Raw genomic sequence first — 13,397 nt, forward strand, 5'->3', positions numbered from 1 at the left:
CCACACCACACCGCCATGGCAACAGCACCGGAAACCCTGCTCGCCGGGGCCGACCAGGACGACGGCCTGATCGCCCGGCCGCCCAGCCGGGCCAGAGTCACCCTGCGCCGCTTCGCCGCGCACCGCACCGCGTCGGCGGGGCTGATCGTGGTGGCGCTGCTGTTCGTGCTCGCCTTCGCGGGGCCGCATCTGACCCGGTGGAGCTACAGCGACATCGACTACACCGCGCTGCGCTCCGCGCCCTCCTCCCGGCACTGGTGGGGCACCAACAGGATCGGCCAGGACGTCTTCGCGCAGACCGTGCACGGCCTGCAGAAGTCGCTGATCATCGGGCTGCTGGTGGGGGTGGCCGCGACCGGTGGAGCCGCGGTGGTCGGCGCGTGCGCCGGCTACTTCGGCGGCTGGACCGACCGGCTGCTGACCTTCACCACCGATCTGCTGCTGATCTTCCCGAGCTTCCTGGTGATCTCCGTCGTCTCCCCCCGGCTCAAGGGCGGCGGCTGGCTGGTCTTCGCGCTGCTGCTGGCCTTCTTCGCCTGGATGGTCACCGCCCGGGTGGTGCGGTCGATGGCCATCTCGCTGCGGGAGCGCGAGTTCGTACGCGCCGCCCGCTACATGGGCGTGGGGCCGCTGCGGATCATCGCCCGGCACATCGTGCCCAACGTGGCGTCCTTCCTCATCATGGACGCCACCATCGCGGTGGGCTCGGCGGTGATGAGCGAGACGGCACTGTCCTACTTCGGCTTCGGTGTGCAGTCCCCCGACGTCTCGCTCGGCACCCTGATCGCCGACGGCACCGGCGCCGCCGTCACCTACCCGTGGATGTTCTTCTTCGCCGCCGGGCTGCTGGTGGTCTTCGTCCTGGCGGTCAACCTGGTCGGCGACGGCCTGCGCGACGCGATCGACCCGACATCACGGCCCGGCCGCCGCCGGGCCGGGGGAGCGGCCAAGTGAACGCCACGACCGCCGGCGCCGTCCTCGACATCCGCGGCCTGCGCGTGGACTTCGCCGGTGTGCCCGCCGTACGCGGGGTGGACCTCGCCCTGCGCCGCGGTGAAGTCCTCGGCCTGGTCGGCGAGTCAGGCTCGGGCAAGTCGGTGACCGCGCTGGCCGCGATGGGTCTGCTGCCGAGCGGCGCGGACGTACGCGGCTCCGTGACCCTGGACGGGACGGAACTGGTGGGCGCGGGCGACACGGCGCTGTCCGCGGTGCGCGGCAACCGCATCGCCATGGTCTTCCAGGACCCGCTGTCCGCCTTCACCCCGGTCTACCGGATCGGCGACCAGATCGTGGAGGCCCTGCGCACCCACCAGGACATCTCCCGCGAGCGCGCCGCGGAGCGGGCCGTGGAACTCCTCGACCTGGTCGGCATCCCCGAGCCGCGCATCAGGGCCGCGGCCTTCCCGCACGAGTTCTCCGGCGGCATGCGGCAGCGCGCCATGATCGCCATGGCGATGGCCAACGACCCCGACGTGATCCTCGCCGACGAGCCCACCACCGCCCTCGACGTCACCGTGCAGGCCCAGGTGCTCGACGTGCTGCGCACCGCGCAGCGCGAGACCGGCGCCGCCCTGCTGCTGGTCAGCCACGACCTGGGGGTCATCGCCGGCACCGCGGACCGGGTCGCGGTGATGTACGCGGGCCGGATCGTGGAGTCGGCGCCCGTGGACGAGCTCTTCGCCCGGCCGCGCATGCCGTACACGCTCGGCCTGATCGGCGCGGTGCCGCGGCTCGACGCCGACGCCAAGGGGCGGCCCGAGCCCCTGGTGCCGATCCCCGGCGCACCGCCCGCCCCCGCCGCACTCCCGCCGGGCTGCGCCTTCGCGCCGCGTTGCCCGCTCGCCGAGGACCGCTGCCGGGCGGCGCAGCCCGAACTGGCGGCGGTGGCACGGCCCCAGCCGGCCGGGGCGGTACGGCCCGGCCCGGCCCTGGCGGCGGACGAGCCGCACCTGGCGGCCTGCGTGCGGGCCGGCGAGGTCGCGGGACTGCGCCCGCTCGACGTCTTCCCCGTGCCGGGCGCCGACCGTCCGGCGGAACTCACCGCCGACGGGCGGCCGGAAGGGACGAGCGTGCTGCGCGTCAGCGGGCTCGCCAAGACCTTCCCGCTGCTCAAGGGGGCGGTGTTCAAACGCCGGGTGGGCTCGGTCCACGCCGTGGACGGGGTGGACCTCGACATCAGGGCCGGTGAAGTCCTCGGCCTGGTCGGCGAGTCCGGCTCGGGCAAGTCCACCACGCTCTTCGAGATCCTGGAAATGCGCCGCCCCGAGCGCGGCAGTGTCGAGGTGCTGGGCCGCGGCGCCGACACGCTGACCCGGCGGGAGGCGCACGCCCTGCGGGCACAGGTGCAGATCGTCTTCCAGGACCCGATGGCCAGCCTCGACCCGCGGCTGCCGGTCGGCGACATCATTGCCGAGCCGTTGCGGGCCCAGCGCGCCGACCGCGACCGGATCGCCCGCAGGGTCCCGGAACTGCTGCGCCAGGTGGGCCTCGACCCGGCGCACGCCGACCGCTTCCCGCACGAGTTCTCCGGCGGCCAGCGGCAGCGCATCGGCATCGCCCGCGCCCTGGCGGTGGACCCCAGACTGCTGGTGCTCGACGAGCCGGTGTCCGCGCTCGACGTGTCGGTCCAGGCGGGCATCCTCAACCTGCTGCTGCGGCTGCGGGCCGAACTCGGCCTGGCCTACCTGTTCGTGTCGCACGACCTGTCCGTGGTGCGGCACATCGCCGACCGGGTGAGCGTGATGTACCTGGGCCGAACGGTCGAGGCCGGCGCGGTCGGCGAGGTCTTCACCCGGCCTTTGCACCCGTACACCCAGGCGCTGCTGTCCGCGGTGCCGCTGCCCGACCCGGTACGCGAGCGGGCGCGCGCCAGGATCCTGCTGCCCGGCGATCCGCCGAGCCCGACCAGGCGGTTGCGGGGGTGCCCCTTCCGCTCCCGCTGCCAGGTCTTCGCCGCGCTGCCGGGGCCGCAGCGCGAGCGCTGCACCGACGAGGCGCCGCTGCCGGCGGAGCAGGGCGGGGACCACGTGGCGGCCTGCCACTTCCCGGCGGCGCGGGCAGTGCTCTGACCGCCCTCCAGGGCGGCGGAAAGGGTCGTTGCGCCGGCCCGGACGCAGTCGTGGCTGCGGCGTCCGACCGGCCGGGCCTACGGGTGGGTGTCCGTGATCGCGATGACCTCGTCGAGGCGGTCCAGGGCAGCCTGCAGGTCGTTGACCTTGTCCTGGATGCGGTCGCGCTCGGCGCGCAGCATGGCGCGCTGCTGGGCGTCGGTGTGCCCGGAGTCCCAGCACGGAAGGAGTTCCGTGATCCTTCGGCTGGTCAGGCCGGCGGCGAACATCTGCTGGAAGAAGCGGACCAGGGGGATCGCGTCAGGCCGGTAGAGGCGCTGGCCGGACGGGCTGCGCTCCGCGGCGAGCAGCCCCTGCTGCTCGTAGTAGCGCACGGCTCGTACCGAGACGCCGGCACCACGTGCCACCTCGCCGATGCGGACCAGCCGCTCTGCCGCGGCCTCTGTGACGGTCATGGTGATTCCTCTCACCCCGGCCCTGATGACCAGCGCTTGCCTCTGACGTCAGCGTCAGGTTTTAGCGTACCGGGCATGGACATCAACAACTCAGTCGCCCTTGTCACCGGAGCCAACCGCGGCCTGGGCCGCGCCTTCGCCCAGCGCCTGCTCGAACGGGGTGCCCGCAAGGTCTACGCGACGGCCCGCCGGCCGGAGACCGTGGACCTGCCCGGGGCCGAGGTGCTGCCCCTCGACATCGCCGATCCCGCATCCGTGCGGGCTGCGGCCGAGGCCGCCGCGGACGTCTCGCTGCTCGTCAACAACGCGGGGATCCAGACGGGGACCGACCTGGTGACCGGTTCGCTGGACGCGGTGCGGCACGAACTGGAGACCAACGTGTTCGGCCACCTGGGAATGATCCGGGAGTTCGCGCCGGCCCTCGCCAGGAACGGCGGGGGCGCGATCGTCAACGTCCTCTCCGCGATGTCGTGGTTCGGCGGCAGCGGCGCCAACGCCTACCACCTGGCCAAGGCCGCCGCCTGGGCCATGACCAACGGCGTGCGCCTGGAGCTCGCCGAGCAGGGCACGCTCGTGACGGCGGTGCACCTCGGCCTGGCCGACACCGACATGGCCGCGGGCTGGCCCGTGGACAAGATCGCGCCGTCGGACCTGGCCGACGCGGCGCTCGACGGTGTCGAGGCGGGCTCCGCCGAGGTCCTCGCCGACCAGTGGAGCCGGGACGTCAAGTCCCGGCTGCCGCTGACGCCGGAAGAGTTCAACGCCGCGATGGACCGCGCCCTGGCGGCGCTGATGGCGGCCTGAGCCCCTCGGGCCGCACGTGCAGCCGGTGACGGCTCACGGCGAGAGGGTGGCGTTGTCGACGCCGACGGGCATGCGCACGCGTCGCGTCGGTTCGGCGTGAGCAGCCGGGGAGACCCGGTCACTGCCGGTGGAGGCTGTCAGGGGTGTGCCGGGCGAAGGCGGCCATCCGTCGGGCGTAACCGTCCGGGTCGCCGAAGTGCACCGCGAGGTGCTCGGCTCCGGCGGCCCGGAAGGCCTCGGCGGTGCGGGCGGCCTCGCCGACGGTGCCGTCCGGGCCGTGCCATTCGATCCGGGTGCCGGGGGACACAGCGCGGCCGTCCGTACGCGCCCGCAGGTACGCCAGCCGTTCGGCGAACGCCGCCGGGTCCAGGCCCACGCCCTGCCAGACGTCGGCGTACCGGGCCGCCCGGCGCAGGGCGCCGTCGGTGACACCGCCGGTCATCACCGGTACCGGACCGTCGGGGCGGGGCTCGAAGACGCCCGTCTCGAAGCCGTACCAGCGACCCTCGAAGGGCCCCCGGCCGGTCCGGAACAGGTGCCGGAGCAGTGCGACGGCTTCGTCCGTGCGGGCCGCCCGGCTCCTGAAGTCGGCGCCGACGGCGGTGAACTCGCGTTCGTCCCAGCCGATCCCCACGCCCAGGACGATCCGTCCGCCGGACAGGTCGTGGAGGGTCGCGACCTGTTTGGCCACCACGAAAGGACTGCGCAGGGGCAGGACGAGCACGGAGGTGCCGAACCGGATCCGGGTGGTCGCGGCTGCCAGCCAGCCCATGGTCACCAGCGGTTCGAGGACCCCTCCGTACACCGGGCCGTACTCGCCGGGCGGCAGGACGTGGTCGGGGAGCCATGCCGTGTCGTAGCCGAGGGCCTCGGCCTGCTGCGCCAGGTCGGCGAGTCGGCGCGGATCGGCCCCCGCGGCCTCGTTCGGGAGGACGACCTGCAGTTTCACTCCGCCTCACCGTCCTTGCCCTCCGAGGGCGAAAGGGAGTGGAGAAAGTCGAGGACGGGCTCCAGCCACTCCTCCGGCCGCTCGACCATGGCCACGTGGTCGCTGTCGATCTCCGTGTACCGCGCGTCCCGGATCCCGGCCGCCAAGGCGCGGGAGCCGGCAGGCGGGACCATGCTGTCGGCGGTCGTCGCGACGACGAGCGTCGGGACGGCGACTTCGGCCAGGTCACCGGTGGTGTCCAGGGAGGGGATCAGGTCGATGTGCGGGTGGAGTGCGGGCGGCACCTCGGCCCGCCAGCCGGGGAGGAGGCCGAGCAGGTGGTCGTCGGGCCGCGCGAACCCGGCGGTCAGTACGAGCGCGGTCACCCGCTCGGGATGGCGTACGGCGGCGCGCACCGCCACCAGCGTGCCGAGCGAGAAGCCGAGCACCGCGAACCGCCCGACGCCGCGCCGTACGGCGGAGTCGACGACCGCGTCCGTGAGCTCGTCGAGGTCCAGTGGGGCGGCGGCGACCGGGGTGCCACCCGAGCCGGGGTAGTCCGGGGCGACGACGGTGTGGGCGGCGGCGAGGGCGGGCAGAACCGGGGCGAAGTTGCCTTCGACACTGCCGGTGGCTCCGTGGGCGAGCAGCAGGCCCGGGCCGGTTCCGGTGACGGTGGTGACGAGGGCGGGGAATGAATCGCGCATGCCTCGTACGTTGACCCATCACACCGGTGTGAAGGTCAAGTACCTGGCGTGGTGAGGAGAATCGGTGCTGATAGGCGAGCTGTCACGGCGGACCGGAGTGGTGGCCCGGCTGCTGCGGTACTACGAGGAGCAGGGCCTGCTGCGCCCCGGCCGCGACCGCAGCGGATACCGCGTGTACGCGCCGGACGCCCCGTACGTCGTCGCCCGCATCCGGGGCATGCTGGCGGCCGGGCTGACCACCGACGCCATCCGCGAGATGCTGCCGTGCGCCACCGGCGCAGGGCCGGGGATCGAGCCCTGCCCGGAGGTGCTGCGGACGATGACCGCGTATCTGGAGCGGATGGACGCGGACATCGCGGATCTGCACCGCCGCCGCGCCGCGCTGGCCGCGTTCCGTGACGCGACCGAGGCGCGGCAGGGGCAGGGGCAGGGGCAGGGGCAGAGGCTGGCTCACTGAAGGGCCTTGATCAGGCCTGGCGCACCGACGACGGGGCGACACCCCGCGGGGTACCGCCCCGTCCGGGGCCGCCGTTCACCCCTCGTCGCCGACGCCCGGGCGGTCCTCGCGGTGGCGGCGGCCCGGCAGCATCTCCTGGATCTTGGCCTTCACGCCCTGCCGCACCACCGCCGCGCGGTCGCTGTCGCCGTGCAGCACCGCCGAGGCCGCTGCCTCGATCTGGTCCCAGGTGGCGTGCGGCGGGACCGGCGGGACGGCGGGATCGGTGCGGAAGTCGATGACGAAGGGCCGGTCCGCGGCCAGGGCCCGCCGCCATGCCTCGTGGACGTCGCCGGGTTCCTCCACCCGCACGCCGTCCAGGCCGACGGAGCGCGCGAAGTCGGCGTAGCGCACGTCCGGGAGGGACTGCGAGGGCAGGAACTGCGGGGCGCCCTCCATGGCCCGCATCTCCCAGGTCACCTGGTTGAGGTCCTGGTTGTTGAGCACGGCCACCACCAGCCGCGGGTCCGCCCAGTCCTGCCAGTACTTCGCCGCGGTGATCAGCTCGGCCATGCCGTTCATCTGCATGGCGCCGTCCCCGACGAGGGCGAGCGCGGGCCGGTCGGGGTGGGCGAACTTCGCGCCGATCGCGTACGGCACGCCCGGTCCCATCGTGGCGAGGGTGCCGGACAGCGACCCGCGCATGGCGCCGCGCATCCGCAGGTGCCGGGCGTACCAGTTGGCGGCCGAGCCGGAGTCCGCCGAGACCATCACGTCCGCCGGCAGCAGTTCGTCCACGGCGTGCACCACGTACTCGGGGTTGATCGGATCGGCGTCCACCGCGGCTCGCCGCTGCATGACCTCCCACCAGCGGGCGGCGTTCCGCTCGATGCCCTTGCGCCACGCGCCGTGCTTCTTCGCCTTCAGCTGCGGCAGCAGCCGCTTCAGGGTGCTCGCCGCGTCGCCCACGAGGTTGACCTCGAAGGGGTAGCGCAGCCCGATCATGAAGGGGTCGGCGTCGATCTGCACCGCCCGAGCCTGGCCGAAGTCCGGCAGGAACTGCGTGTAGGGGAAGCTGGAGCCGACGACGAGCAGCGTGTCGCAGTCGCGCATCATCTCGTACGAGGGCCGGGTGCCCAGCAGCCCGATGGAGCCGGTGACGTACGGCAGGTCGTCGGGCAGCACGTCCTTGCCCAGCAGCGCCTTGGCCACGCCCGCGCCCAGCAGGTCGGCCGCGTGCTCGACCTCCGAGCGCGCGCCCCGCGCGCCCTGCCCCACCAGGATCGCGACCTTCTCCCCGGCGTCGAGCACCTCGGCGGCCCGGTGCAGGTCGTCGTCGGACGGCACTGGCGCGTAGTGCGCGACGCCCAGGCTGGACGGGACCATCTTGAACGCGTGCGTCGGCGGGCTGTAGTCCAGCTCCTGCACGTCGGCCGGGATGATCACGGCGGTGACGGTGTGCCGCGCGTACGCGGTGCGCAGCGCCCGGTCCAGCACGTTCGGCAGCTGCTCGGGCACGGTGACCGTCTCGCAGAACTCGGCGGCGACGTCCTTGTAGAGGCTCGCCAGGTCCACCTCCTGCTGGTAACTGCCGCCCATGGCGCTGCGGTTGGTCTGGCCGACGATCGCGACGACGGGTACGTGGTCGAGCTTGGCGTCGTACAGCCCGTTGAGCAGGTGGATGGCGCCGGGGCCCGAGGTGGCGGCGCACACCCCGACCTTGCCGGAGAACTTCGCGTAGCCCACCGCTTCGAAGGCGGCCATCTCCTCGTGCCTGGCCTGGACGAAGCGCGGTTCGTTCCCCGCCCGCCCCCAGGCGGCGAGCAGGCCGTTGATGCCGTCGCCCGCGTAGGCGAAGACGTGCTCGACGTCCCATTCGCGCAGACGGTGCAGTACGTAGTCGGACACCTTCATCGACACGGGGCTTCCTCTCGTCGTGCGCTTCCAGGTTGCTGTGGGGCCCTGCAGCGGCTCAGCGGCGCAGCCGGCGCAGCGCCGCGTACAGGCCGCCGGCGGCCGGGCCCGCGACCGCGAGGGCCGCCGCGGCGGTGGCCAGCCGGGCGCCGGCGGTGCCCGGCGGGCGGGGGCGGTCCGCGGCCTTCTCCGGGTGGTCGGCGGGGGCCGGACCGTCGAGGCCGAGGGCAAGCACCTCGGCCAGGTGCAGGGCGCCGCGGCCCGTACCGCCCTGCTCGATCTGGGTGCGGCAGCTGAAGCCGTCCGCGACGACCAGGGCGCTCGGGGCGGCGGCCCGTACGCCGGGCAGCACGCCCAGTTCGCCGATGGCCCGGGACAGCTGCTGGTGTCCCGCCTCGAAGCCGAAGTTCCCGGCCAGGCCGCAGCAGCCCTCGTCGAGGACGTCCGCGTCCAGGCCCGCCCTGCGCATCAGCTCGCGGTCGGCGTCGAAGCCGGTCACGGCGTGCTGGTGGCAGTGGGTCTGCACGGTCGCGGCGCGGGCCAGCACCGGCGGCGTCCACCCGTCGGGCGCCTTGTGCAGCAGCAGTTCGGAGAAGGTGTGGAACTGCCCGGCGAGCCGCCGCAGGTCCTGGTCGTCCGGCAGCAGCTCGGGCGCGTCGGCGCGGAAGACCGCCGTGCACGACGGTTCGAGGCCCACCACGGGCGTGCCGGCCTCGATCCACGGCCGCAGCACCTCCGCCGTGCGTTTCAGCACCCTTTTCGCCAGGCCCAGCTGCCCCGTCGAGACCAGCGTCAGACCGCAGCACACCTCCTGCTCCGGCACCGCCACCCGGAAGCCGGCGTCCTCCAGCACCTTCACCGCCGAGCGGGCCACGGACGGGTGGAAGTACGTGCTGAAGGTGTCGGGCCACAGCACCACGGCCCGCGGGTCGCCGGGCTCGGGCGGCGGTGTACCGCGCCCGCGCCACCAGCGCACGAAGGACTCCTCCGCGAACAGCGGCGCGTCCCGGTCGGCCACCCCCGCGAGGCGCTTGCCGAGCGCGGCGAGCCCCGGCGCCCGCAGCGCCGCGTTCACGGCGCCGGGCGCGAACTGCGCCGCCCGCGCCCACAGCGGCAGCCAGCCCAGCGCGTAGTGCGCGGCGGGGCGCAGTCGGCCCCTGTAGTGGTGGGCGAGGAACTCGGCCTTGTACGTGGCCATGTCGACGCCCACCGGGCAGTCGGACTTGCAGCCCTTGCACGCCAGGCACAGGTCGAGGGCGTCGCGGACCTCGGGGGAGCGCCAGCCGCCGGTGACCGGGGAGTCGCCGTGGCCGCCGATCATCTCGAACAGCAGCCGGGCGCGGCCCCGGGTGGAGTGCTCCTCCTCGCCGGTGGCCCGGTAGGACGGGCACATCACGCCGCCCTGGTGGCTGCGGCAGTTGCCGATGCCGACGCAGCGCATGACGGCCTGGTTGAAGGAGCCGCCGTCCGCGGGATAGCCGAAGGACGCGTCCGTGTCGTCCCGCGGCCGCCAGTCCGCTCCCAGCCGCAGGTCGGCGTCGGCTGGGTTCGGGGCGACGACCTTGCCCGGGTTCATCCGGTCGTCGGGGTCGAACAGCGCCTTCAGCTCGCCGAACGCGCCCACCAGCCGGTCGCCGTACATGGTGCGCAGCAGCTCGCCGCGGGCCTGGCCGTCGCCGTGCTCGCCGGACAGCGAGCCGCCGTAGGACACCACGAGGCGGGCCGCCTCCCGGAGGAAGTCGTGGAAGCGCGCGACCCCTTCGGCGGTGCGCAGCCCGAAGGGGATGCGGGTGTGCACGCAGCCCTGCCCGAAGTGGCCGTAGAGGGACGGGTGGTCGTAGCCGAAGCGGTCGAAGAGGACCTTGAGGTCGCGCAGGTAGTCGCCGAGCCGGTCGGGCGGGACCGCGGAGTCCTCCCAGCCCTCCCACGTCTCGCGGTCGTCCGGCGGGCGGGCGGTGACGCCGAGCCCCGCCTCGCGGGCTTTGAGCATCCGCTGCTCGCGGGCGGTGTCGTCGGACAGGGCCACGTCCGGGTCGGCCGGGCTCCGGCCGAGCGCCGCCAGCAGCTCCTCGGCCTGCCGGTCGGCGGCCTGCTTGTCGTCCCCGGTGAACTGGAGCAGCAGCCAGCTGCCGGCCGCGGGCAGCGACCGCAGCGACTCCAGGTGGCTGCCCTCCTCCCGCATGAGCTGCGCCATCCGGTCGTCCAGCGCCTCCAGTTGCGTCGGCGAGCTGTGTTCCAGGACGCGCGGTACGTCGTCGGCCGCGGCGCAGATGTCGGGGTAGCCGAGCACCAGCATCGCGTCGGCGGCGGGCACCGGCACCAGGCCCAGCTCGGCGTGCAGCACCGTCACGAGGGTGCCCTCGCTGCCGACGAGGGCGCGCGCCACGTCGAAGCCGTTCTCCGGCAGCAGTTCGTCCAGGTTGTAACCGGACACCCGGCGCGGGATCTTCGGGTAGCCGCGCCGGATGTCGGCGAGGTAGTGGTCGCCGATCCGGCGCATCCCGGCGTACAGTTCCGCGCGCCGCCCGCCGGCGGCCTCGACGGCGTCGTACTCCTCGGGCGTGGTGCGCCCCACCCAGCAGCGCGTGCCGTCGTAGGTGAGGATCTCCAGACGGCGCACGTTGTCGGCGGTCTTGCCGTACGCCTGCGCGGACGCCCCGCAGGAGTTGTTGCCGATCATGCCGCCGAGGGCGCAGTGGCTGTGTGTGGACGGCTTCGGCCCGAACATCAGCCCGCAGGCCGCCAGTTGCCGGTTGAGGTCGTCCAGGACGACCCCGGGCTCCACGACGCAGGTGCGGGCCTCGGTGTCGATCGAGACCAGGCCGTCGCAGTATTTCGTCCAGTCGAGGACGACGGCGGTGTTGGTGCACTGCCCGGCCAGGCTCGTGCCGCCCCCGCGCGACAGCAGCGGCGCCCCGAACCTGGCGCAGACCGCGACGACGGCCGCCCCCGCCTCGACGGTGCGCGGCACGACCACGCCGAGCGGCACCTGGCGGTAGTTCGAGCCGTCCGTGGCGTAGGCGCCCCGGCTGCCGGCGTCGAAGCGCACCTCGGCGTCCACCTCGGCGCGCAGGGCGGTCTCCAGGGCGGTGAGGTCGAGCGTGTCGGGGACTTCCGCGGACGACGGGCGTTCGGAAGTGCTCATGCGGGATCGGGTGCCCGTTCGCCCGCGGGGTAATCGGCGTGTCCTCGCGCCCGGGCGTGTCGGACGTACGGGGCCGGGCCGCACGCATGACCGCCCGCCGGCCGGGCACCCGCAGGGAGCACCGGCCGGACGCGCCGTCCCGTATGCGGATGCTGGAGGAGGCCGTGCCATGGAGCCCGACGCCGAGCTGGTGGGCGCCTTCCGCCGCGGCGGTGGCGGCGACAAGACCGTCGGCGGCGGCCTGAAGGTGTGCTGGGACACCGACCGGGACCGCGCGGTGGACACCGTCCACCGGCTGTGGGCCACCGAGCAGCGGCAGTTCTTCGACGCCTGCCGGAGCGAGGTGCTGCCCGCCATCCAGGACGCCGGTCGCGCCGCCTGAGCCTGCCTCCCCGGTCCGCCTGGGCCTGCCGCCCGGTCCGCCTGAGCCTGGCGCCCCCGGTTCTGCCTCCCCGGTCCGGCGCGGCGCCGCTTACGTCCGGCGGCGTCCCGCCGCCGCGGCGCCCAGCGCGACACCCGCCGCGACGGCGGCCGCCAGCCCCAGGCCGGGGTGCCGGGCCGCCGCGGCCTGCGGGGAGCGCGGGTGGGACCGGTCGTCGAAGGCGCCGTGCGCGCCGAAGTCGCGGCCTCCCGCCCCGTCCAGGGGCCGCCACAGGTTGTGCGGCCGGCCGGGGGGTGTGGGCTCCGCGGTCTGCTGGGAGCCGTAGCCGGTACGCGCCAGGTAGCGGTCCAGCAGGCCGGCCGCGATCTTGTTGCCGAGGATCGTGGCCACCGTGGAGGCGCCCACGTAGAACTGCTTGCGCCGCGGGTGCGCCGCGGCGTGGACGACTGCCCGCGCGGCCACCTCGGGCTGGTAGATGGGTGGCACGGGCTGCGGGTGCCGCGGCAGCCGGGTGAGCACCCAGGAGAACTGCGGGGTGTTGACCGCGGGCATCTGCACCACCGTGACGTGCACGTTGCTGCCGCGGTGCATCAGCTCGGTGCGCACCGAGGAGGTGAAGCCGTTGACGGCGTGCTTGGCCCCGCAGTAGGCCGACTGCAGCGGTATGGAGCGCTCCCCGAGCGCGGAGCCGACCTGCACCACCGTGCCGCGGTCGCGCGGCACCATACGGGCGAGCGCCTCCCGCGTGCCGTTGACGTACCCCAGGTACGCCACCTCGGTCACCCGCCGGTACTCGTCCGGGCCGATGTCGGTGAACTGCGCGAAGACCGAGGTGAAAGCCACGTTCACCCATACGTCCAGCGGTCCGAAGGCCTCCTCCACCGCGTCCGCCGCCGCGGCCACGGCCCGGTGGTCGGCGACGTCGGTGGGCACCGCGAGCGCCTCGCCGCCCAGTTCCCGCACCTCCGCCGCGGCCGCTTCGAGCCCTGCCCGCCCCCGCGCCAGCAGCCCGATACGGGCGCCGCCCCGCGCGAACTCCCTCACCACCGCGCGTCCGATGCCGCCGCTCGCGCCGGTGACGACCACCGTCTGCCGCCGGGGACGCGCGCCCCCGGGCGTCGGCGGGGCGGCCTTCCGGTCCGGCGACGGGTCGCCGGTGCCGTTGTCCGTGCCCTCGCCGTCCTTCGTTCCGTCGCTCATGGCCGCGTGTTCCCTTCCGTACGCAAAGCGGTGCGCTCTGCGGTTACCCCCCGGCAGGCGCGGCATGCCGTGCCCGCCATCCGGGGCCCGCGAGGCGTACCGCACCGCGGCCGGGGGCATTCGCCCGCCATGGATCGTTCCGTGGCGCCCGTCCCCGACGCCCTCGCGGCCTACCACCGCGACCGCCTAGTCGGCGCCCTGCGCGACCTGGCCGCCCACGCCGGCGGCCTGCCGTCCGCCTCGCACGTGGCGCTGCCTAGTGCTGTGACCGGGAGGGTTTGCCGGTAGCTTGCGGCGTCCGGTGCGGTGCGTCGCAAGGCGCCGGATCGGCCTCGTAGTGGGCCTGCTCGGTCGATGC

Annotated in this window: 12 protein-coding genes; 6 read left to right on the forward strand and 6 right to left on the reverse strand. The window is 74.3% G+C overall.

Translation table 11 applies throughout. The annotated features are described in order from the left end of the window. Positions 1 to 15: 15 nt before the first annotated feature. Both IH54_RS0131825 and IH54_RS0131830 read left to right on the forward strand, forming a co-directional pair. Complete coding sequence (locus tag IH54_RS0131825; protein ID WP_052398100.1) at positions 16 to 954, forward strand: ABC transporter permease; 939 nt, start codon at positions 16 to 18, stop codon at positions 952 to 954. Beyond that, a complete protein-coding gene (locus IH54_RS0131830; protein WP_199923495.1) occupies positions 951 to 3,068 on the forward strand; it encodes an ABC transporter ATP-binding protein in 2,118 nt (705 codons plus the stop codon). Before IH54_RS0131825 ends, IH54_RS0131830 begins: the two co-directional genes overlap by 4 nt. Before the next feature lie 77 nt (positions 3,069 to 3,145). Here the strand turns inward: IH54_RS0131830 and IH54_RS0131835 are convergent, their stop codons facing one another. After that, on the reverse strand, positions 3,146 to 3,523 hold the full coding sequence (locus IH54_RS0131835) for a MerR family DNA-binding transcriptional regulator (RefSeq protein ID WP_031523600.1): 378 nt from the start codon (positions 3,521 to 3,523) through the stop codon (positions 3,146 to 3,148). A gap of 75 nt (positions 3,524 to 3,598) precedes the next feature. On the opposite strand from IH54_RS0131835, the gene IH54_RS0131840 reads away from it, so the two are divergent. Next, positions 3,599 to 4,327, forward strand: a complete 729-nt coding sequence (locus IH54_RS0131840; protein WP_031523602.1) for an SDR family oxidoreductase — start codon at positions 3,599 to 3,601, stop codon at positions 4,325 to 4,327. A gap of 118 nt (positions 4,328 to 4,445) precedes the next feature. Here the strand turns inward: IH54_RS0131840 and IH54_RS0131845 are convergent, their stop codons facing one another. Further along, a complete protein-coding gene (locus IH54_RS0131845) occupies positions 4,446 to 5,276 on the reverse strand; it encodes a TIGR03619 family F420-dependent LLM class oxidoreductase (protein ID WP_031523605.1) in 831 nt (276 codons plus the stop codon). Beyond that, positions 5,273 to 5,962, reverse strand: a complete 690-nt coding sequence (locus IH54_RS0131850; RefSeq protein WP_031523607.1) for an alpha/beta fold hydrolase — start codon at positions 5,960 to 5,962, stop codon at positions 5,273 to 5,275. Before IH54_RS0131850 ends, IH54_RS0131845 begins: the two co-directional genes overlap by 4 nt. A gap of 64 nt (positions 5,963 to 6,026) precedes the next feature. Between IH54_RS0131850 and IH54_RS0131855 the strand changes: the two genes are divergently transcribed. After that, positions 6,027 to 6,419, forward strand: coding sequence for a MerR family transcriptional regulator (locus tag IH54_RS0131855; protein ID WP_043182848.1), 393 nt, complete (start codon positions 6,027 to 6,029; stop codon positions 6,417 to 6,419). A 75-nt stretch (positions 6,420 to 6,494) separates the two neighbouring features. On the opposite strand, the gene IH54_RS0131860 is transcribed toward IH54_RS0131855, so the two are convergent. Both IH54_RS0131860 and IH54_RS0131865 read right to left on the reverse strand, forming a co-directional pair. Further along, the gene (locus IH54_RS0131860) at positions 6,495 to 8,312 is read right to left on the reverse strand and encodes a thiamine pyrophosphate-requiring protein (protein WP_031523611.1); all 1,818 of its coding nucleotides are present in this window, start codon (positions 8,310 to 8,312) and stop codon (positions 6,495 to 6,497) included. A 58-nt stretch (positions 8,313 to 8,370) separates the two neighbouring features. Next, positions 8,371 to 11,457 carry an FAD-binding and (Fe-S)-binding domain-containing protein gene (locus IH54_RS0131865; RefSeq protein ID WP_052398101.1) on the reverse strand — a complete coding sequence of 1,029 codons (3,087 nt, stop codon included), beginning with the start codon at positions 11,455 to 11,457 and terminating at the stop codon, positions 8,371 to 8,373. Positions 11,458 to 11,626: 169 nt separating this feature from the next. On the opposite strand from IH54_RS0131865, the gene IH54_RS0131870 reads away from it, so the two are divergent. Beyond that, positions 11,627 to 11,839: a hypothetical protein gene (locus tag IH54_RS0131870; protein WP_031523615.1), complete on the forward strand. Its 213-nt coding sequence runs from the start codon at positions 11,627 to 11,629 to the stop codon at positions 11,837 to 11,839. A gap of 90 nt (positions 11,840 to 11,929) precedes the next feature. On the opposite strand, the gene IH54_RS0131875 is transcribed toward IH54_RS0131870, so the two are convergent. Next, positions 11,930 to 13,039 (reverse strand): SDR family oxidoreductase, encoded by a 1,110-nt coding sequence (locus IH54_RS0131875; protein WP_078862675.1) that lies wholly within the window; start codon positions 13,037 to 13,039, stop codon positions 11,930 to 11,932. 141 nt (positions 13,040 to 13,180) lie between these two features. Between IH54_RS0131875 and IH54_RS45855 the strand changes: the two genes are divergently transcribed. Continuing rightward, a complete protein-coding gene (locus IH54_RS45855) occupies positions 13,181 to 13,327 on the forward strand; it encodes a hypothetical protein (RefSeq protein WP_159012198.1) in 147 nt (48 codons plus the stop codon). Positions 13,328 to 13,397 lie beyond the last annotated feature (70 nt).

Origin of the sequence: Streptomyces sp. NRRL F-5123, from assembly GCF_000721495.1 — a bacterium.
GTDB lineage: Bacteria > Actinomycetota > Actinomycetes > Streptomycetales > Streptomycetaceae > Actinacidiphila.

Coding starts and splice junctions, on each gene's coding strand:
- IH54_RS0131850 (WP_031523607.1), bottom strand. CDS start 5,962: ATGCGCGATTCATTCCCCGCCCTCGTCACCACCGTCACCGGAACCGGC.
- IH54_RS0131860 (WP_031523611.1), bottom strand. CDS start 8,312: ATGAAGGTGTCCGACTACGTACTGCACCGTCTGCGCGAATGGGACGTC.
- IH54_RS0131875 (WP_078862675.1), bottom strand. CDS start 13,039: ATGAGCGACGGAACGAAGGACGGCGAGGGCACGGACAACGGCACCGGC.
- IH54_RS0131870 (WP_031523615.1), top strand. CDS start 11,627: ATGGAGCCCGACGCCGAGCTGGTGGGCGCCTTCCGCCGCGGCGGTGGC.
- IH54_RS0131825 (WP_052398100.1), top strand. CDS start 16: ATGGCAACAGCACCGGAAACCCTGCTCGCCGGGGCCGACCAGGACGAC.
- IH54_RS0131835 (WP_031523600.1), bottom strand. CDS start 3,523: ATGACCGTCACAGAGGCCGCGGCAGAGCGGCTGGTCCGCATCGGCGAG.
- IH54_RS0131865 (WP_052398101.1), bottom strand. CDS start 11,457: ATGAGCACTTCCGAACGCCCGTCGTCCGCGGAAGTCCCCGACACGCTC.
- IH54_RS0131840 (WP_031523602.1), top strand. CDS start 3,599: ATGGACATCAACAACTCAGTCGCCCTTGTCACCGGAGCCAACCGCGGC.